This is a genomic window from Bradyrhizobium algeriense, from assembly GCF_003062295.1.
Lineage (GTDB): Bacteria > Pseudomonadota > Alphaproteobacteria > Rhizobiales > Xanthobacteraceae > Bradyrhizobium > Bradyrhizobium algeriense.
In genome coordinates this window covers 669828-688708 of sequence record NZ_PYCN01000001.1, presented here as the reverse complement: position 1 = coordinate 688708, position 18881 = coordinate 669828, and the positions used below count along the sequence as shown (strand labels likewise).

Genomic DNA, 18881 nt, shown 5'->3' with positions numbered 1-18881 from the left:
ATAACGTCCTCTGTTTCGAGTTCGATGCCTCGCCCTGGTTCAGCGAGGCTGACGCTACGAGCATTATCGATTTGGCCCAGCGAGGGTGGGCCAGCACGGCGGTTGCGGAATCCCTTGAGGGCCGACGAGGATACGAACGCTTGCACGAACTCGTTGCGTACGCGGCAGAGCGGCTTCAACCGGAATCCCTCGAGGACCCAACCTGGGAAACGTTCGAGTGCATCGTCGAAGGTCCGGAGGCTCTGGCCTGGCTCGAGAAAAACCGACCTGACGTTGCGGCAAGAATCCCGAGCGGGAGCCGATATCAGCGCTGAGGCATCGTGCTTCTACAAGGGCGCCGGGAATCCAGCCGGGAAATGTCGGACTGCCTGCGATTTTGCGCTACGTTTGCAAACAGTCTTCAGCTGGCCACATCAAAAGGAGCGCAGGTTCACAGGTCCCGCCATGGCTGACACGACAGATACCGCTGGCGTCATTGTCCGGCCGCCGATCGCGTGGGCGCTCGCGGTGTTGGCCGGGCTCGCGCTAAACTGGCTCATGCCCTTGCCGTTCTTGCCGGCCGCGATATCTGCAGGCTGGCTCGGCGCAATAGTGTTTGTCCTTGCGCTGGCGCTGTTCGCGTGGGCGATCTTTACCATGACCCGGGCCGGCTCGAACGTGCCCACCAACCTGCCGACCACGACCATCGTCGAGGCCGGCCCCTACCGCTTCACGCGCAACCCCATCTATCTCGGCATGGTGCTGGGGCTCATCGGCCTGGCCATTGCCTTCGATAGCCTCTGGCTGCTGACGACGCTGGTGCCCTTCGCGCTTGTCATCCGCTACGGTGTGATCGCCCGCGAGGAAGCCTATCTCGAGCGCAAGTTCGGGGACGTCTATCGCCGCTACCGCGCGCGAGTACGGCGCTGGCTGTAGGGCTTGTCGGCCGAGATAGGCAGGGGAACCTATATCTTGCCGTTCCCGCTACGCACAACGGCATGGCACCGGTCCGCGGAAGGCGTATAATCGTGTGGTCCTTCGCGCATTTATGATCCAACCTCACGTGGAGGTAGCCATGAAATATGTGCTGCTTGGTAATCTGAGCCCGGAGTGGGCAAGCAAGCAATCGGACCGAACCGGCAAGGCCAAGGCAAAGCTCGACAAGCTGGGCATCAAGATCGAGTCGATCCACTACACGCAGGGCTACTACGATTTCGTCGACATCGTCGATGCCCCGAATGAGGCGGCGATGCTCGCGTTCTCCGTCTGGTACGCGACCCAGGGTCTGGGGCGGATCCAGAGTATGCCGGCCTTCGACGCAAAGACCTTCGAAACCGCGATCAAGGACGCAGCGAGCTAAGCGCCGGGTAGTGGCCACAGCTCTCCTGCCAACCACCTGTGCCACTCGCATGCGCGAGGTGCGGCATTCCTCTCAGGCGCGAGTAGCGCGAAACCGGAGGAGCCGACTCAATCGGCCGACGCCCGGCTACTTCTTTTTTGGTGTCAACCAGTCGTCGTCTTCCAGGGACGGCGCCAGCTTCTGCTGTTCCAGGATTTTCCTGTGCGCCTCGGGGATCACCTGACTGCGGGATGCCTCGTGCAGCGTATGCGGGAACCAGGTCGCAATGCCGGGGAAGGCGATCATCAGCCCGACGCAGATCACCTGCAGGATCATGAACTGGAACATGCCGGCGTAAATCGTCGCGAGACTCCAGCCCTTGACTACCTGCCTGAGATAGTACGCTGACATGGCGACCGGCGGCGACAGGAAGGCGGTCTGCAGCACCACTGCAACCAATGCTCCGAACCATATGAGGTCGATGCCCATGCCCTTCACGACGGGGTAGAAGATCGGCAGGAACACCAGGATGATGGCTGGCCACTCAAACGGCCAGCCCAGCAGGAAAATCAGCAACAGCACGACAATCAGCATGAGCCCGGACGGCAACTGGAGGCCGAGCATCGTCTCGGTGATCCAGTTCGCCGAGCCGAGGCGAGCGAACACCGCCCCGAAAATGTTCGACGTGACCGCCAGCAGCAGGACCATGCTCGACGTCGCCATCGTCGATATCAGCGCTCGTTGCAGTCCGCCGAGCGAGAACCTGCCATATGCGATGGCCAGGATCAGCGCGCCGACGCTGCCGATGCCGGCGGCCTCCGTCGGCGTCGCAAGACCCCCGATGATCGAGCCAAGCGTCGCCGTGATGAGCCCGAGCAGGGGCAGCGTACCGACGATCACCTCGCGCGCAATGTACCCCATCGAGTAGATCCGCTCGTCCATTGGCACCGGCGGCCCGAGTTTGGGGTTCATGAAGGAGCGGATCATTAGGTAGGCGATGTACATGCCGGCCAGCAGGAAACCCGGCCCGAAGGCTGCAGCATAGAGATCGGCGACCGACACCCCGAGCACCGGCCCCATCACGATCAGCATGACCGACGGGGGAATGAGAATGCCTAGCGTGCCGCCTGCAGTAATGGTGCCCGCTGAAAGCTTGGCGTCATAACCCGCCTTCGTCATGATCGGCGAGGCCATGATGCCAAGAACGGTGACGGCGGCTCCGACGATGCCCGTCGCCATCGCGAAGACGGTCGAGGTCAGGATCACGACGAGAAAGAGTGCGCCGCGCACCGGTGCAAGCAGCATGCGGAACGCCGTGAAAAGGCGTTCCATCAGCCCCGCCTGCTCGGTGATGAAGCCCATGAAGATGAACAGCGGCACGGCGGCCAGCAGTTCTTCTTTCATCAGGCCGATGGTCTGGAAGTAGGCAAGGTCGAAGACCGTCGCGCCCATGCCCAGGTAACCGAACGCAAAGGCGAGAAACAGCAGCGTGAACGAGATCGGCACGCCGATGAAGATCGCTCCGAGCAGCACCAGGAGCATGATGACGCCGATGAGCGCGTCTGCGGTCATATCTCGACCTTCTCCTTGTGCTCGAGCTCGACGCCGGTGCGCACCATGTAGATGCTCTTGATCAACTCGGACACGCCCTGAATCAGCAGCAAGAGGCAGGCGAGCGGTACGACGAACTTGAACGGCCACAGCACCGGCCGCCACGGCGTCTGGTCTGACATCTCGTTGATCTGCCAGGAGTAGTGAAACTCGTTCCAGCTGATCAGCAGTAGCATGATCAGGCTCGGGAAGAAGAAGACAATGTAGGAGATCGTGTCGATCAGGCCCTTCCTGCGGATGGAGAACTTCTCCCAGAAAAAGTCGGTGCGGATGTGAGCGCCCTTGTGCAGCGCGTAAGCCGCGCCGAGCATGAACAGCGAGCCGTAGAGCATGTAGGTTGCGTCGTAGGCCCATATGGTCGGAGCGTTGAACAGGTAGCGCGCTCCAACCTCGTAGGCGACGGCCAGGACAAGCGGCACCGCCAGCCACGAGATGATCGTGCCGGTTCGATCGGTGAAGCCGTCAATGATCCGGATTATGGCCAGCAGCGCCGGCGACTGCCTGTCTGTTATCTCAGCCATCCCTCCCCCTACCACCGGCCGTTCGTGCGGCGCGCCTTGCGGGCGGACGCAGATCGGCTGCGAGCGAATGGAGGGCGGTCGAACCGACCGCCCTCGCAAGAAGCCTATTTCTCGACCGGGAAGTAGTAGTTCGCCATGAAGGAGTATGGCGGGAAATAGGACCGCTTGTACGGCACCACAGCGCTGGCATAAGCCTTCTGCGAGTCGTGCACCTTCTTGAAGAACGGGTTCCTGGCGCCCTCGGCCGCCGCGATCTCGTCCCACTTCTTGATGAAGGTCAGCAGGATCTCGGTCGGCGTGCGCAGGATCTGTACGCCGTGCTTCTGCTGCATCTCAATCAGCGCATCGGCGTTCTGGCGCTGCCACTTGGTCCACCAGACGAGGAATGTCTCGTTGGCCGCCGACTTGATGATTTCCTGGTGCTGCGGGCTGAGCTCCTTCCACACGTCGCCGTTGATCACGAGTTCGCCGACCGTCACGTTCTCATGCAAGCCGGGCGAATAGTGGTACTTCCAGACGTTGTGGAAGCCGAGCTGCATGTCCTCGATGCCGCCGACCCATTCCGCGCAATCGATCACGCCGCGCTGCGCGGAGGGAATGATCTCGCCGCCCGGCATGTTGACCACCGTGAAGCCGAGCGCCTGCCAGACTTCGCCGGCCATGCCGGTCTGGCGGCATTTCATTCCCTTCATGTCCTCGACCGTCTGGATCGGCTTCTTGAACCAGCCGAAAGCCTGCGGCCCTGCAGGCAGGATGGGGAACACGACGACGTTGAGCTTGAGCTCCTTCTGGTAGAACTCGTTGTAAAGATCGAGGCCGCCGCCGTGATAGAACCAGCCCATCACGTCCATGTAGTCCATGCCGAAGGTGCCGCCGGGACCGCCGGTGAACAGAATCGCGGTCTTGCTCTTGCCGGTCCAGTAGCCGGCCCACGCATGCGATCCGTCGAGCACCTTCTTGTGGGTCGCATCCAGCACCTCGAAGGCCGGCACGACCTGGCCGGCGGGCATCGCCTCGATCTTCAAGGTGCCGGCCGACAGCTTGTTCACCCGCTCGGCGAAGTAGGTGAAATTATCATAGAGCGTCAGCGATGCCGGCCATGAGGCCTGCATCTTCAGTGTCTTCGTCTGCGCCATGACTGCGGTGGTAGATACGACAAGCGCCGATGCCATCAGGGCAACGGCGATCGATCCCAGAAACAAGCGTTTCATGAGCCATCTCCTCCCTTTGACGACGTGGCCTTGGCGCGTCCGCTTCGTTCTTATTTTCTTGCTTTTCGTGCCGCGCCTGGCTTGAAAGCAAGTCTGCCACTGTAGCGTCAAGTTGTCATCTTGCTTTGTGGCCGCAGCAGCGTGGCGCGCCTTTGCGCGCGGTCGCGCCGACGGACTTACCGCTGCTTGTTGCACCGCGGTGCCGCACCAGCGTTCGCAATTTCCGGGTCGGAGGCCGCGCTGGACTGAAGGTTCGGGGCCCCTAGAGCATGATCCGGAAAAGTGGGTACCGGTTTTCCGAGAAGATCATGCTCAAATCGAAGAGATAGAGCGGGATGACGATTCGAAGAAGAGTCATCGCGCTCTAGGGGCCGGTGGGGCGTCGGTTCATTTCCTCCAGAAGCTCGCGCATCGCATCGAACTGCGTGCCGAAGCCCTTCCAATCTCCGGACTTCAATCGCTCCACGGCTTGATTGTAGCGATCGAGCGCCTCCCGTGCCTGATTAGCCGCCGGGCCGGTGACGGGCCTCTCCTCTGTCGTGGTTGAAACTGCCGGCGCAGCGCCGGGCTCTATGAACAGCGCTGACAAGGCCTCGGCGAGCGTCTCCTTCATCACCACATGTTCGCCGTAGGCCGCGATCACGCGTTTCAGCTCCGGCAGGTGTCCGTGCTCCGCCCGCAGATAGAGCGGCGTTACGTAGAGGATCGAATTCTCGATCGGGATCACAAGCAAGTTCGCACCGCGTATCACCCGCGAGCCCATCTGATTCCACAGCGTGATTTGTTGCGATATCTCGGTACTCTGATTGATCCGCGCTTCGATCTGGAATGGTCCATAGACGAGCTTCTCCTTGGGAAACTCGTAGACGATCAGTTTGCCGTAGTCGGGCGCGTCGCAGCGCGCGGCGAGCCACGCGATCATGTTGTCGCGGCGGCTCGGCACCATCGGAAGCATGAGGAAGAACTCGGCCTGCGGCTCGCCGGGCAGCCGCATGATGATGTAATAGGGGGCCATCGTTGCAACGCCGCCGCCGCCCGGCTGGCGCGGGAACTGCCAGAGATCCTCGCGGTTGTAGAAAACGTCGGCCGCCTCCATGTGGTAGGTCTGATAGAGCCGCGCCTGAATCAGGAACAGGTCCTCCGGATAGCGAATGTGCTTCTGCAAGTCTGGCGGCATCGCCGCGAATGGCTTGAACAAGCTCGGAAAGATGCGCTGGAAGGTTGCGGCGACCGGGTCACGGGTGTCCATCAGATAAAAGTCGACGGTTCCGTTATAGGCATCAACGATAACCTTTACTGAATTGCGAATGTAGTTGAGGCCCAGCCCTTGCGCCGGCTCTGCATAGGGGAAATAGGAACTCACCGTATAGGCGTCCTGCATCCAGAACATCCGCCCATCGCTGATGACCAGATAAGGATCGTGATCGAGCCTGAGGAAGGGAGCGATCGTTTGTACCCGTTGCTGGATATTGCGGCGGATCATGATCCGGCTGTCGGCGGTAATGTAGCTGGAGAGCACCAGGTTCGGGTCGTTGAAGTAATAAGCAAACAGGCCTCTCCACACCATCGATCCGATCGGAACGCCACCGGTGCCGTCATAGGCCGCGTAGACATTGTCCTTTCCCTTTGGATAGTCGAACTCAGGCGTGCTCCCTTTGACGATGACGTAACTGTCGTGCTCTTCGCCGTAGTAGATGCGCGGTTCGCGGATCTGGGGGCCTCCGTCCGCAACAGGGGGTATGTCGCGCAAATAAAAGAATGGCAGCCCTTCGCTGCTCTTGCGAGTGACCGGGCTCATCACCGCGCCGGTGCCGTGAGTAAACAGCACGTGGCGGTTGACCCAGGTCTGGGCATTCGGCGGCAGCAAGGAGGGCCGCAGTTCGCGGGCCGAGATCATTACGCTTTGGTAGGAGCCGTCGAGCCAATAGCGGTCGACGTCAAGATGATGGAATTTGTAGTAGGTGCGGATCTCCTGCAGCTGCGCGTAGGTGTCCGACAAGGGCTGCCAGTCCCACAGCCTGATATTCTCGATTGTCGCCTTGTTGGCGTCGAGCGTCTTGAAGGTAAGCTTCTGTTCGGCAGCAAACGGCTTGGCTGCGATCTGATCGAGATTGTATGCCTGCCGGGTGAGCGCGATGTTGCGTTCAATGTAGGGCTTCTCCAGCTCCAACTCGCTTGGTTTGACGAAGAACTGCCGGAATAGCACGGGAGCTATGCCTGACAGCACTAAAGAGCCGATGACGACAAGCATGACCGCGGCGGCAGGAAGCCGGTAGGTCCTGACCCGGAGGTTTGCCAACACAGCAACCGCCGCGATGATCGACAGCCCGATCATTAGCCACAGGCCCGGCAGCCCCACATGCACATCAGTGTAACTGGCGCCGACGACGACGCCATTGTCGCCATAGAGCAGCAGATAGCGGTCGAGAATGTACGACCAGGCCTTCACGACGAAGAGGAGAGCAAGCAACACCGAGCCGTGAGCAATCACTGTCGGCGACATTGATCGGCGCTGCACGTCGTATTCGATCTGGCCGTGCACCCAGTAGATCGCCGCGGCGAAAAGCGCGCTCAGAACGAGTGTGAGCAGCATCCAGTTTTTGATGAGGATATAGACCGGCAGTACGAAGAGATAGAAACTGATGTCCTTGTTGAAGAGCGGATCGTCGGCGCCGTAGGGGACGTGATAGAAAAACTGCAGGATGGCGCCCCAATTGGTCACTTCTGCCGCGGCAACCAGCAGAGCGAGCAAACCTGCGCCGCCCGCGATAACCCGGGACCACGGCAGCCGATCGCGCACGACCGCGAACAGGTCGGGCGGCGGCGCATTGCCCGCAAGATTCCACACGAAGGCCGCAACAGATTGCTGCGGCTGCCGTCGGGCAAAGCGCACCGCGAGCCATCCGTTCAACCAAAGGACGACCGCAGTTCCGGTCCAGACTGCAACAAGGACGACGGCTTTGGCGCCGATCGTCGTCCAAAAAACCTCCGGATAGCCGATCGCGGAAAACCACAGCCAGTCAACCAGGAAGTCGCTCGTGAGCCAGAGCAGGATCAGGCAAATCCCGGCGAAGACGGCCGCAATAATCAGCCCCACCACGGCACTTTGCCTTGGTACCTTCCGTTCGGGTCCGGTAATCCCGATCGTCATGGTTCTATTATAGCGGAAATGTGGGGCGCCGGCCGCTTGATTCGTGGTCGGGATTGCACCCGCGAGGAAGCCTATCTCGAGCGCAAGTTCGGGGACGTCTATCGCCGCTACCGCGCGCGAGTACGGCGCTGGCTGTAGGGGCTTGTCGGCCGAGATAGGCCGGGGAGCCCGTATCTTGTGGTTCCCGCTACGCACAACGGCATGGCACCGGTCCGCGGAAGGCGTATAATCGTGTGGTCCTTCGCGCATTTATGATCCAACCTCACGTGGAGGTAGCCATGAAATATGTGCTGCTTGGTAATCTGAGCCCGGAGTGGGCAAGCAAGCAATCGGATCGGACCAGCAAGGCCAAGGCAAAGCTCGACAAGCTGGGCATCAAGATCGAGTCGATCCACTACACGCAGGGCTACTACGATTTCGTCGACATCGTCGATGCCCCGAATGAGGCGGCGATGCTCGCGTTCTCCGTCTGGTACGCGACCCAGGGCCTGGGGCGGATCCAAAGTATGCCGGCCTTCGACGCAAAGACCTTCGAAACCGCGATCAAGGACGCAGCGAGCTAAGCGCCGGGTGGTGGCCGCAGCTTTCCTGCCAACCACCTGTGCCACTTCGCTGGCGCGAGGTGCGGCATTCTTCTCAGGCGCGAGTAGCAGGGAGCGCGGAACCGGCGAAGGTAGTGGGAAGAATGAAGAAGCTGGAGAGGCTCCTCGTGTTGGCGATCTGCTGGGTGTGGGGCGCTGGCGCTGCACACGCATGTCGCTGCGATCCGATCTCTCCCGAGGCTGGCTTCGATCGCGCCCAATATGTGTTTACCGGCAAGGTCGTCCAGTCAGAAAACCATGCATGGCTCATTGAGGTCGACCGCGTGTGGAAAGGCCAGGAAAGGCTCGCGCGCACCATCAAGCTGATGGACGTCTATGCAACGCTGGACTGCGAATTCTTTTTTCAGCCTGGACAGCGCTATGTTTTTTTCGCGATCCTGGCGAAGGGTGGTCGCGAAGTCTTTTATCACCCGCAAGCGTGCAACTGGACGAGACAATTGCAGTCGACGCGCGTCCCCGCCGAGGGGAACGAGTCGTTATGGCTCGAGGACTTGATTGCTCGAGAGCACGGCCCGGGAGAACAACCCCGCGACGAGCGCCGTTGAAAGATTTTATCGAACTTGAAGACCTGCCGTTCTGCAAACTGGGTAACGGGGGAGCCGCAAATTTCCGCGGGCGCGAGCGCGAGATGGAACCGCGCCGCTAGCTCGGCCGCGACGCCGAACAAACGCCGTCGTCCCGCTTTTCCAGATCGAAACTGACGATTTGGCCGTCAACTCTTCGTCTTGGCCTGCATGGGCGCGCACGATGCCCTGACACCCCTTAGTGCTTCCAGTTTCCGATGCCATGCAACGGTGGCAGGTGTCTTTGGCGAAGCGTCGGCAAGTTGGAGTTGGGTCAGGTTCGACGCGATCGACAGGTCCGCGATTGTTGGCGTGTCTCCGGCAACATAAGCAGACTGTGACAGCCTCGTTTCCAGGACCGGAGCGACATCCGCCAATCGCCGTTCGCCACGCTCGATCGCGGATGTGTCGCCGTTGGAGCCGAGGAATACCTTGTTGAGGACGATGTCGACCACAGCGGGGCCGAGGCGACATTGGTTCCAGTCAAGCCATTGCTCCACCTGGGCGCGCGAATCGGGAGCGGGAGGATACCAATCAACGAGGTCATGCTTGGCGCAGAGGTAGCGCAGAATTGCGTTCGATTCGGTGAGGGTGAGATCTCCATCGATCAGCACCGGAACCTGATGGTTCGGATTGACCTTGCGGAAGTCGTCGGAGAGGTGCTGGCCGGCCCCCATGTCGACGATGCGCAATTCATAGGGAAGGCGGGCTTCCTCAAGCAGCGCGACGACCCTTCGCCCATGCTGGGAAAATGGGAAGTGATAAAGGATATACATGGGGTCCCCTTGGCGTTTGGTTGAGATATCTGCATACAGAAACCCAGCTGACAGCCTTCATCATCGTGTGATCTGCCGACAGGTATTTCTGCGGCGAGCATCGCATCGTTCCGATGACGCCGATCGCGCGCAGTTTGCCGCTTGAGATCATCGGCGTGGTACGTCACTGTTACTTTGCACGCCGGATCGGCGCTGTAGGCCAGCCGATGGTGGCTGCCGGAGGTGCGGCGAAACCCGCGCGCTCGATCGCAGCGAAGAGTGGCGCACCCGACACGATTCGAACGTGTGACCTTTGCCTTCGGAGGGCAACGCTCTATCCAGCTGAGCTACGGGTGCTTCGGGGTTCATTTAGCCGATTGGCCGGGCAGGGGCAACGGCCAGTTAAGGGCTTGGAAGGCTCGGTTGGAGGGTTGCGTGGCCCTTTCCAGGCGTCGGTCACACGTTCGAACAGTGTCGGGTGCGCTGGAAGAGCACGTGCCCGAACGTGCCGGGGCTGCGGCGGGCCGAAATCGCTGCGCCGCAGGCGGTTTGCCCGCCTAAGCCGTGACCGAAACCAGGTTCTTCTTCAGCAAGTGAGTTTCCCCCGACCACCGATAAGCCGTTAGATAGCCCTTCCTGGCGACACTAAAGTCCAGACATGCAGCATTGCAAGCTGTCATCGTCGGACTTCCGTGCAGCCAATAGTGGCCGAAGAACACAGGTTTTTTCGCGGTGTATCGGAAATCTCTGGGGAGAGGTGAATCAGGAAGCTCGTCTTCTCGCCCTTCCATGCTGAGAGCTGCGCTTCGGAACGTTTTCGCGTCTTGATCCCACCAACGGAGTCGGACTTCGTCCCGCTTGTGGCCGTCCTTGTCGAAGAAATGAATTCCCTCGGGCAGATGCTGCTCCGGGCCTTTCAAGAGTATCTCGACAGCGGCGTGTGCGTCTGTTCCATGGCGATAACTTTCCCGGATTCCTGCCGCCGTGAGACAGCCCCGCTCGTCCAACAATGACATCAGGACCTCGCGCGAAGGTTCGTGCCAACAAGCGTGAACCACTCGAAGGCCAGGGAGGTCCAACCAAACCGGCAGGCTCTTAAACCAGCTGACGGCATCCCGGTGGGCGGCCGAATTCTCTTCGAGCTGACGGAGAAATTCCGCGTGCTGGTGCGCATTCTTCGGAGAGTGACTTCGTAGAAAGTCCCCATTCTCACTTTGAGTAGCCCAGCCAATGGCGTTGAACTCGTGATTTCCCAAGACCGCGCTGGCTGATCCCGCCTCGCACATCGCGCGGGCAACCCGCAGAACTTCTCGCTGTTGCGGGCCGCGATCAATGAAGTCGCCGACAAAGATCATCTTTCGTTCTGGATGTCGGAAAAACCCCGTCGATCTCGGCATAATCGAGCTTTTGTAGCAATCTGTGCAAGGGATCTGCATGGCCGTGAATATCGCCAACGACATCGTATCCTTGATTGGACATACTCAATTGGCTCATCTTTGCGGTTGGTTGGCGCGGCAAGCCTTGCATTGTTCGCGCACGCCAGAAAACTGACGACGAGGCCGCGAGCTTGGTTGTTTGAGACTGATTCCAAAGGAGATCTGAGCGGGCGCGCTCGGCAGAGAGTCCAGCTTCGGAGGCAACGCTCTATCCAGCTGAGCTACGGATGCTTCGGGGGTTCATCTAGCCGATTGGCCGGGCATGGGCAACGGTCCCCTTGCTGGGGGCGGGGAGACGAAGATGGCGGCCGGTGACCCGCGTTTCCCATGCAAAATTCCGATTCCTTCCCCTCAATTGGTGCTAGTCTTGACGCGTTGATCTTCTAGACCATGGATGGGGACGTCCGATGTATAAGAAGGTTCTTCTCGCCTATGACGGTTCGGTCGAGGGGCGGCGCGCGTTGCGGGAGGGCGCAAAGCTCGCACAACTCTGCCGTTCCGAGGTCTTTTTGCTGGCTGTCGTCGAGGTGTCCTCGATCATGACGCCCGAAGCCGGGCTGACGATCCCGATCGAGCTGCAGACCGAGGACTACAAGGCCATCCTGAACGAAGGCACCGAGCGGCTGAAGGCGCTGGGATTTTCGCCGACCGCGCGGCTCGAGGTCGGCGATGCCGGGCAAAAAATTGCCGAGGTTGCCGAAGAAATCGGCGCGCATCTCGTCGTCGTCGGCCACCACCCGCAGGGGCCGCTGGCGCGGTGGTTCGGCTCGATCGGCAGCTATCTGGTCAAGCGCCTGCGCTGCAGCGTGCTGGTGGCCCAGACCGAGATCAGCGATGCCGAGTTCGAGCGGCTGAAGCCGGCGGAAACGGTGGCCTCGGGATAAGAAGTCTTACCTCTAGGCTGACTTTGGGCTGACCTGAAACTTAAGCCGTGGGAACGATGATCTTGCCAATCGGCCATAGCGCGATTCCGGCAAGCTTCAGGTGTGCCCAGGCAAAGGGAATCCCGATGATGGTCACGGCCAGCACCACGGCCGTGATGACATGCCCGAGCGCCAGCCACCATCCCGCCAGCACCAGCCAGATGATGTTGCCGATCACTCCGAGCGGCCCGGTGCCGATATCCTCTTGGCCCGTATAGGCGTCGCGCGAGATCGCCGTGAAGCCGAACGGGAACAAGGTGTAGGCCGCGATGTTGAACGCAGCCCGCGCCCAGGGAATTCCGATGATCGTGATCGCCATGACGACGGCGGCAACCAGCCAGCCGAACGCCATCCATGCGCCGCCGAGAACGATCCAGATGATGTTGAGCAGCAGCGAGACCGGTGACATGGCTAAAACTCTATCTTGGCGTGGGCGCGATTGAAATCGAAAACCTCCCTGCAACCGGAACCCGATTGCCCCGGCCTTCGCAACCGTTAAACTCGTCTGCCTAACGACCGAGCAACAAGCGTTGATAGGGAGAAACGTTCATGCGTCCGCTCGAATTCGGCTGGTATCTGCCCACGCATGGCGACACCACGGCCTATGGCCTGATGGACGCGCAGATTCCAGGCTCTCCCGAACTGTGCGACCGCGTGGTGCAGGCCGCGGAAGCGGCCGGTTTTGAATATCTCCTGATCCCGGTCGGCTCGGTGTGCTGGGAAGCATGGATCACCGGCGCGTTCATGGCGGCGCGTTCGTCGTCGATCAAGCCGCTGATTGCGGCGCGGCCCGGCTATATCAACCCGGTGCTGCTGGCGAAGATGATCTCGACCTTCGACCAGATGTCGGGCGGGCGCATCTGCATCAATCTGATCGCCGGCCAGAACGAAAGCGAGGTCGAAGGCGAGGGCGTGCGCTACCCGAAGGAAGAGCGCTACGCGCTGATGGAGGAGGAAGTCTCGATCCTGAAAGCGCTGTGGACGACGCGCGGGCCGCTAAACTTCGAAGGAAAATTTCACAAACTTTCGGGCGCGCATATCCGGCCGCGCCCGCACCAGCAGCCGTTTCCAAAATTCTATCTCGGCGGCGGCTCGCGCCAGGCCTGGGAATTGTCGGCGAAGCATTCCGACGTGCATCTGTTCTGGGGCGACCTGCCGGAAAAGATCGCCTCGAACATTGCCGAGATCAGGGAGATGGCGCGCGCGCATGGCCGCGAAAACGACATCGGCTTCGGCATGCGGCTGCAGGTGATCTGCCGCGAGAACGAGGCGGACGCCTGGGAAGCCGCCGATCAACTGGTGCGCCACGCCACCGAGCGGCAGAAGCAGGAAATCCAGACACTTTACAACAAGTCGGAAGCAAACCTGCGCGTGCAGCAGCTTGCGCGCGAGCATGGCGACCTCCTGCTGCCGCATCTATGGACCGGCATCACCAAGGTCCGCCCTGGCGCCGGCATCGCCGTGGTCGGCGATCCCGTCCAGTGTGCCGAGACACTGCAGCAATTCATCGATGCCGGCTGCCATTCCTTCTGCCTGTCCGGCTATCTGCATGACGAAGAGGCGGAGCGCTTCGGCCGGTTGATCCGGCCCATTCTGGCCGAGAACAATCGCGGCCGGTGGGCGGCGTAACGCCGGGACAGATGCGGCGCTCATGTTGCAGTGCATCCGAGCGTATTGCTGCGGTGCGCTCGCGCACGGCTTTATATCGCTCGCGGTGGTGTGGGCCCGGCGCTAAGGTTGAGCCTCGCGAATTCAACTGGGTACCGCTAAATGAGTGGATCGAGCTCGGTGCTTGCGTGGAGCTCCGCCCTGGAGGACTTCGCGCTGTTTCGAACGCTCAGTTCCGAACAGCGGCTGAAGACGCTCAACGCCATGGTCCGCCAGGATCTGGTGCGCGGGCAGATGCTGGTCGCGCAAGGCGGACCTTCGGACTCGCTCTTCCTGGTGCTGCATGGTGCGCTCGCGGTGCGCAAGACCGGCTATATCGAGCCGATCGCCGAGCTTCGGGCCGGCGAACTGGTGGGCGAGATCGGCTTCTTCGCCAATGTCCCGCGCACGGCGGATGTGATCGCCATCCGCGACACCAGCGTGCTGGCATTGACGCGTCCGGCCTACCAGAAGCTCGTCGAGGAAACCCCCGCCATCGTCGAGGCGCTGCTCGCGGCGCTGGCGCGGCGGTTCGCCAAGGAGACCGCGCGCATCGCGCCGTTCCCCACCTCGCCGAAGGCGCGCACCGTAGCGCTGATCGACGGCGGTGTGGAACCGCTGCCTGGCGCTTTCGATCGCCGGATGCGCGAGGGGCTCGCCGCGACCCAAGCCGAGATTATCGACGCCGCCCGCTTGCATGCGATGTTTCCCGGGCGCGCGCTCGATGCGCACGAAGTCACCGAATGGCTCAACAGGCTCGAACACACCGCGCCTCTGGTGGTTTATCTCGGTGGCCGCGACGCCTCGCCATGGGCGCGCAAGGCGATCCGTCAGGCCGACATGGTGGTGTTCGCGTGCCGCGGGGAGGCGCCTGCGGCAGCATTGACCGAGATCGAGGCCTTCGCCTGCGAGGTTCATTCCGTCTCGGCCCGGCGCCTCGTCCGCGTTCATGACCGGCGAAGCGGTGAGGTCTCCGGCACCGCAGCCTGGCTTGCCCGGCTGCCGGCCTTCATGCATCACCATGTCGCTCTCGAAGACCAGATCGATATCGACAGCCTTGTCCGCTTTCTGTGCGGCCGGGCGATCGGCTTCGTCGCCGCCGGCGGCGGCAGTTTTGGCACCGCGCATGTCGGAATCTACAAGGCGTTTCGCGAACGCGGCGTGATGTTCGATATCTTTGTCGGCACCAGCGTCGGCTCCGCCATGGTGGCCGGCTTTGCCAAAAATCTCGAAGCCGAGCATCTCGAGCGCGGCACGCACGAAATCTTCGTCAGGAGCAGAAGCTTCCGGCGGCCGACCTGGCCGCGCTATGCGCTGCTGGATCACAAGGCGTTCGATCGCGCGCTTGCCCATCAGTACGGTCCCGACTGCCGGATCGAGGATTGCTGGCGGCCCTTTGCGGCCGTTGCCACCAATCTTTCGACCCACAATCTCGAACTGATCCGGACGGGGCCGCTCTGGCAGGCGGTCCGCGCATCGAGCGCGATCCCCGGGCTGTTGCCGCCGTTCTACACGCCGGAGGGCGCGATGCTGGTCGATGGGTGTCTTATCGACAACGTGCCCTTGGCGTCGATGCACCAGCTCAAGAGCGGCCCCAACCTGGTCGTGCATTTCGGCGAGCCGGCGGCGGAGATGTTCGACGTCGACTATGCGGCGCTCCCCGGACGGTTCGAACTGATCGCTGCCATGCTGACGCCGTTCCGCAAGAAGCTATTACCCGCCGCACCCAGCGCGGTGAACGTGCTGTGGCGAAGCCTCGTGGCGCATCAGCGCTACGATACGCTGCCGGTCGGGCCGTTCGATACGGTGATGCGGCCGCCGTTTCCGACCGGGATCGACGTGACGGATTTCGATCGCCACACCGAGATCTTTGATGCCTCCTACCGCTGGGCCAAAGAGGCCATTGCGGCGCTGGAGGCGGGAGACAGTTCGGCGATTGCAGCCATACTCGACACTGGCGCGCTGGAACGGCGTCAGGCGACGGCTGTCGCAGCTTCCAATCGCACGCCCAGCAATCGCCTCGCCTCGGCCGCCGGCTTCGGCGCGCTGAACAGATAGCCCTGCATCTGGGTGCAGCCGAGCTGACGCAGCATCTCGCGCTGTTGCTCGGTCTCGACGCCTTCCGCGGTCGTGGTCATGTTGCGCGCCGCTGCGATGTTCACCACCGCCTGCACGATCGCCGCCGAGCCGTCGACCTCGATGTCGCTGACGAAGCAGCGGTCGATCTTGATCTTGTCGAACGGGAACCGCTTCAGGTAGCTCAACGAGGAGAAGCCGGTGCCGAAATCGTCGAGCGCGATGCGCACGCCGATGGCGCGGAGCTGATGCAGGATCGCCAGCGCGCTTTCGTCGTCATGGATCAGCACCGCCTCGGTGATTTCGATCTCGAGCCGATCGGGCGGCAGGCCGGAGGCGGCAAGCGCGCCGGTGATCCGCAGCGCCAGCGTCGGTGATTTCAACTGGATCGGAGAAACGTTGACGGCGAGCCTGACCCGCGACGGCCAGCCGGCCGCCTCGTTGCACGCGGTCTGCATGACCCAGTCGCCGAGTTCGTTGATCAGGCCGGTGTCCTCGGCTACGGGGATGAATTCCGCCGGCGAGATCATGCCGCGTTCGGGATGGCGCCAGCGCAACAGCGCCTCGCAGCCCGTCACCTCGCCGCTCGCGAGATCGAGCAGCGGCTGGTAGTAGATTTCGAAGTCGTCATCGGCCAGCGCCTGCCGCAGATCCTGCTCCATGGTGAGCCGCGCCTTGGCGCGGGCATCCATGGCGGGCTCGAAGAAGCGATGGATGCGGCGTCCCTCGGCCTTGGCGGCGTACATCGCGAGGTCGGCGTGCTTGATCAACTGGTCGAGCTCGGTGCCGTCTTCGGGCGCGATCGCGATGCCGACGCTGGCGTCGGTCGAAAGATGGTGGCCGAGGCATTGATAGGGCTGGCGTATCGCCTCGTAAATGCGGGTCACGAATTCCTCGACCTCGGCGCGGCCGCTGACCGCGGTCTGGATCACCGCAAATTCGTCGCCGCCGAGACGGGCGATGAGATCGCCCGGCTTGGTGCAATCCTTGAGGCTGGCCGCGACCGCCTTCAAAAGTTCATCGCCGACGTGGTGTCCGAGCGAGTCGTTGATGCCTTTGAATTCGTCGATGTCGATATAGAGCAGTGCGAATTGCTGGCCGCCAACGGCCTTGCGCAGCTCGCGCTCGATCTGCTCGCGGAACAGCACCCGGTTCGGAAGGTCGGTCAGCGCGTCGTAATGCGCCAGATGCGCGATCTTCTCGTTGGCAAGCCGGCGCTCGGTCACGTCGTCGACGACGTTGATGATGTAGCGCGCCTGACCCGCCGAATTGCTGATTCCGAGCCGCTTGGAGGTGATGTAGCGCGGGCCCATCCCTTGGGTTTCCCAGACGTGCTCGTCCTTGAACAGGCCGTCGGGAGATTGCAGCGTTTTCTCCTCGTCGGCCGCGATGAGTTCGGCGGCGGCCTTTGGAAAGAGATCAAAGGCCGTCTTGCCGATGATCAGGTCGCGTGAAATGCCGAACTGGGTTTCCGCCACGCGGTTGACCAGCAAATAGCGCCGGTCGTGCACGTCCTTCACGGTGATCTGCGACGGGATGTGATCGATGATCTGGCTCAGGAAGGCGTAGTTGCGGTCGCGCTCCTGCTCGAGGTTGCGCCGCTCGGTGATGTCTTCCATGGTGGCGACCCACCCGCCATCCGCCAGCGGCTTTCGCACCGTTAGGAATGCGCGTCCGTCGGCGCATTGGATGACACTTTGGCCGGCTTGGCCGCGCCCGATGTTCTGTATGACCGACTCACAGAACTCATCGATGTCGCCATCGAACGAGCCGCGATCCTTGCGATGCTGCATCAGGTCGCGAAGATGACAGCCAGGCTTGACCACGTCGGCCGACAGGTTGTGCATGTCGATGTAGCGCTGGTTGAAGGTGACGAGGCGAGCCGAGGCGTCGAACGTCGCAAGACCCTGAATCATGTTGTTCAGGGCGGTATCGAGCCGGCCCCGTTCCGTTTCGAGCCGCTGCTGCGCCTCGCGGTTTTGCCGGGTGATCTGCCTGATGATCAGGAACAGGATCAGGGCGATTACCGCGGCCGCCAGCGTCGCCGCGATAACCAGTAACCTGGTTTGTTCGCGCCAGTCGGCGAGCGCGGCGGCAACCGTGTTGGTCGCGACCACGATGCCCGAGTAGTGGCCGAGCGGGGCTGCAGATCCCAGCCTGTCGGTCTCGTCGATCGGGCTGTGAACGCGCAGCGTCTGCCGGATGCCCCGCTCCCGGACCTGCTGCAGCAGCGGCGCCTTCGCGAAATTCTGGCCGATCAGCTCGTCGACCCGCGGATAGCGCGCCAGCAGGGTGCCGTCGGCATGAAACATCGAGATGGCGGCGCCGGTTCCGAGGGCTACGGAGGCGAAGAATTTTTCGTAATTGACCGGGTTGATGCGCCGCGTCATCACGCCGAGGAAGACGCCGTCCTCGCCTCGCAATCGATGGGCGATGACGGAATTCAGATTGCCGGTGAGATAGCTGCGAACCGACTCGGTCAGAATGGATGGCGATCGCGAATCGAATTTGAAGCTCTTGAAGTAGGCCCGTTCGGAAATGTTGAGCCCCGGGGCCGGCAGCGGCCGCGACCAGTTGATCATGTCGCCGTTGGAATCGAAAATCGAGATGTCGCCGAGATAGGACAGGACGCCCGCCTTGGATCTCAGGATCTCGTGTGCTTTTGAGCTTGCGGCATGTTTCCGGAATTCCTTTTCCGAGGTGATGCCGGAAATTTGCAGCCGGGAAATCACGTCGTCGGCCAGCGTGTCGGAGTCCTCGAACTGCTGGTCGAAGTGACGGGCAAGCAGGAGGACGGTGTTCTCCAGCTCGCGTTCGCTGTTGAGCAGCGCGCGCTCGCGGAATTCACTGGTCATCATGATGGTGCCGACGAAAATCGCCGCGACCAGCAGACCGCCGCAAAGCGTCAGCCACAACACCGGGCCCCGGATGGTCGCGGCAAGGTGCCGCCCGGTGGCTGCGGTTCGGGCCTTCATGCCGTGCAGGTGGTGAAACAGACCGTGCATTCTCCCTTCTCCCGGGAATCTGCATACGATGGGCGGATGTCATAAGCCGTTAGGAAATCCGG

The 18881-nt window shown here is 61.7% G+C and carries 15 protein-coding genes and 1 tRNA gene; 7 read left to right on the top strand and 9 right to left on the bottom strand.

Features of this window, described 5'->3' with window-relative positions; genetic code table 11:
* The first annotated feature begins 444 nt into the window (after positions 1-444).
* Together C7G61_RS03235 and C7G61_RS03230 are read left to right on the top strand one after the other, a co-directional pair.
* On the top strand, positions 445-915 hold the full coding sequence (locus C7G61_RS03235) for a methyltransferase family protein (RefSeq protein ID WP_108512581.1): 471 nt from the start codon (positions 445-447) through the stop codon (positions 913-915).
* A 139-nt stretch (positions 916-1054) separates the two neighbouring features.
* Complete coding sequence (locus C7G61_RS03230) at positions 1055-1339, top strand: GYD domain-containing protein (protein ID WP_108512580.1); 285 nt, start codon at positions 1055-1057, stop codon at positions 1337-1339.
* A 126-nt stretch (positions 1340-1465) separates the two neighbouring features.
* On the opposite strand, the gene C7G61_RS03225 is transcribed toward C7G61_RS03230, so the two are convergent.
* The 4 genes from C7G61_RS03225 to C7G61_RS03210 all read right to left on the bottom strand — a co-directional run bounded on the left by C7G61_RS03225 (position 1466) and on the right by C7G61_RS03210 (position 7812).
* The gene (locus C7G61_RS03225) at positions 1466-2890 is read right to left on the bottom strand and encodes a TRAP transporter large permease (RefSeq protein WP_108512579.1); all 1425 of its coding nucleotides are present in this window, start codon (positions 2888-2890) and stop codon (positions 1466-1468) included.
* Positions 2887-3450 (bottom strand): TRAP transporter small permease subunit, encoded by a 564-nt coding sequence (locus C7G61_RS03220; RefSeq protein ID WP_108512578.1) that lies wholly within the window; start codon positions 3448-3450, stop codon positions 2887-2889. Before C7G61_RS03220 ends, C7G61_RS03225 begins: the two co-directional genes overlap by 4 nt.
* Before the next feature lie 104 nt (positions 3451-3554).
* A complete protein-coding gene (locus C7G61_RS03215; RefSeq protein ID WP_108512577.1) occupies positions 3555-4661 on the bottom strand; it encodes a TRAP transporter substrate-binding protein in 1107 nt (368 codons plus the stop codon).
* Positions 4662-5025: 364 nt separating this feature from the next.
* Positions 5026-7812: a UPF0182 family membrane protein gene (locus C7G61_RS03210; RefSeq protein ID WP_108512576.1), complete on the bottom strand. Its 2787-nt coding sequence runs from the start codon at positions 7810-7812 to the stop codon at positions 5026-5028.
* Between the two features lie 278 nt (positions 7813-8090).
* On the opposite strand from C7G61_RS03210, the gene C7G61_RS03205 reads away from it, so the two are divergent.
* Together C7G61_RS03205 and C7G61_RS03200 are read left to right on the top strand one after the other, a co-directional pair.
* Positions 8091-8375 (top strand): GYD domain-containing protein, encoded by a 285-nt coding sequence (locus C7G61_RS03205; RefSeq protein WP_108512575.1) that lies wholly within the window; start codon positions 8091-8093, stop codon positions 8373-8375.
* A gap of 122 nt (positions 8376-8497) precedes the next feature.
* Entirely contained in the window at positions 8498-8959 is a 462-nt protein-coding gene (locus tag C7G61_RS03200) for a hypothetical protein (RefSeq protein ID WP_108512574.1), read from the top strand.
* A 167-nt stretch (positions 8960-9126) separates the two neighbouring features.
* On the opposite strand, the gene C7G61_RS03195 is transcribed toward C7G61_RS03200, so the two are convergent.
* From C7G61_RS03195 to C7G61_RS03185, 3 genes are all read right to left on the bottom strand, one after another.
* Positions 9127-9753 (bottom strand): glutathione S-transferase family protein, encoded by a 627-nt coding sequence (locus tag C7G61_RS03195; RefSeq protein ID WP_108512573.1) that lies wholly within the window; start codon positions 9751-9753, stop codon positions 9127-9129.
* 259 nt (positions 9754-10012) lie between these two features.
* Positions 10013-10089 (bottom strand) — tRNA-Arg (locus tag C7G61_RS03190).
* A 200-nt stretch (positions 10090-10289) separates the two neighbouring features.
* On the bottom strand, positions 10290-11087 hold the full coding sequence (locus C7G61_RS03185; RefSeq protein WP_202975748.1) for a metallophosphoesterase: 798 nt from the start codon (positions 11085-11087) through the stop codon (positions 10290-10292).
* A gap of 488 nt (positions 11088-11575) precedes the next feature.
* Here C7G61_RS03185 and C7G61_RS03180 point away from each other — a divergent pair, with 488 nt between their 5' ends.
* Positions 11576-12052, top strand: a complete 477-nt coding sequence (locus C7G61_RS03180) for a universal stress protein (RefSeq protein ID WP_108512572.1) — start codon at positions 11576-11578, stop codon at positions 12050-12052.
* A gap of 40 nt (positions 12053-12092) precedes the next feature.
* On the opposite strand, the gene C7G61_RS03175 is transcribed toward C7G61_RS03180, so the two are convergent.
* Entirely contained in the window at positions 12093-12500 is a 408-nt protein-coding gene (locus tag C7G61_RS03175) for a YccF domain-containing protein (protein WP_108512571.1), read from the bottom strand.
* A gap of 140 nt (positions 12501-12640) precedes the next feature.
* On the opposite strand from C7G61_RS03175, the gene C7G61_RS03170 reads away from it, so the two are divergent.
* Positions 12641-13720, top strand: a complete 1080-nt coding sequence (locus C7G61_RS03170; RefSeq protein ID WP_108512570.1) for an LLM class flavin-dependent oxidoreductase — start codon at positions 12641-12643, stop codon at positions 13718-13720.
* Positions 13721-13861: 141 nt separating this feature from the next.
* A complete protein-coding gene (locus C7G61_RS03165) occupies positions 13862-15796 on the top strand; it encodes a patatin-like phospholipase family protein (RefSeq protein ID WP_108512569.1) in 1935 nt (644 codons plus the stop codon).
* Here C7G61_RS03165 and C7G61_RS03160 read toward each other — a convergent pair.
* A complete protein-coding gene (locus tag C7G61_RS03160) occupies positions 15712-18819 on the bottom strand; it encodes a bifunctional diguanylate cyclase/phosphodiesterase (RefSeq protein ID WP_420836728.1) in 3108 nt (1035 codons plus the stop codon). The two genes, C7G61_RS03165 and C7G61_RS03160, sit on opposite strands and share 85 nt — an antisense overlap.
* Positions 18820-18881 lie beyond the last annotated feature (62 nt).

Coding starts and splice junctions, on each gene's coding strand:
- C7G61_RS03170 (WP_108512570.1), top strand. CDS start 12,641: ATGCGTCCGCTCGAATTCGGCTGGTATCTGCCCACGCATGGCGACACC.
- C7G61_RS03185 (WP_202975748.1), bottom strand. CDS start 11,087: ATGATCTTTGTCGGCGACTTCATTGATCGCGGCCCGCAACAGCGAGAA.
- C7G61_RS03235 (WP_108512581.1), top strand. CDS start 445: ATGGCTGACACGACAGATACCGCTGGCGTCATTGTCCGGCCGCCGATC.
- C7G61_RS03200 (WP_108512574.1), top strand. CDS start 8,498: ATGAAGAAGCTGGAGAGGCTCCTCGTGTTGGCGATCTGCTGGGTGTGG.
- C7G61_RS03220 (WP_108512578.1), bottom strand. CDS start 3,450: ATGGCTGAGATAACAGACAGGCAGTCGCCGGCGCTGCTGGCCATAATC.
- C7G61_RS03225 (WP_108512579.1), bottom strand. CDS start 2,890: ATGACCGCAGACGCGCTCATCGGCGTCATCATGCTCCTGGTGCTGCTC.
- C7G61_RS03210 (WP_108512576.1), bottom strand. CDS start 7,812: ATGACGATCGGGATTACCGGACCCGAACGGAAGGTACCAAGGCAAAGT.
- C7G61_RS03195 (WP_108512573.1), bottom strand. CDS start 9,753: ATGTATATCCTTTATCACTTCCCATTTTCCCAGCATGGGCGAAGGGTC.
- C7G61_RS03215 (WP_108512577.1), bottom strand. CDS start 4,661: ATGAAACGCTTGTTTCTGGGATCGATCGCCGTTGCCCTGATGGCATCG.
- C7G61_RS03165 (WP_108512569.1), top strand. CDS start 13,862: ATGAGTGGATCGAGCTCGGTGCTTGCGTGGAGCTCCGCCCTGGAGGAC.
- C7G61_RS03180 (WP_108512572.1), top strand. CDS start 11,576: ATGTATAAGAAGGTTCTTCTCGCCTATGACGGTTCGGTCGAGGGGCGG.
- C7G61_RS03160 (WP_420836728.1), bottom strand. CDS start 18,819: ATGCACGGTCTGTTTCACCACCTGCACGGCATGAAGGCCCGAACCGCA.
- C7G61_RS03230 (WP_108512580.1), top strand. CDS start 1,055: ATGAAATATGTGCTGCTTGGTAATCTGAGCCCGGAGTGGGCAAGCAAG.
- C7G61_RS03175 (WP_108512571.1), bottom strand. CDS start 12,500: ATGTCACCGGTCTCGCTGCTGCTCAACATCATCTGGATCGTTCTCGGC.
- C7G61_RS03205 (WP_108512575.1), top strand. CDS start 8,091: ATGAAATATGTGCTGCTTGGTAATCTGAGCCCGGAGTGGGCAAGCAAG.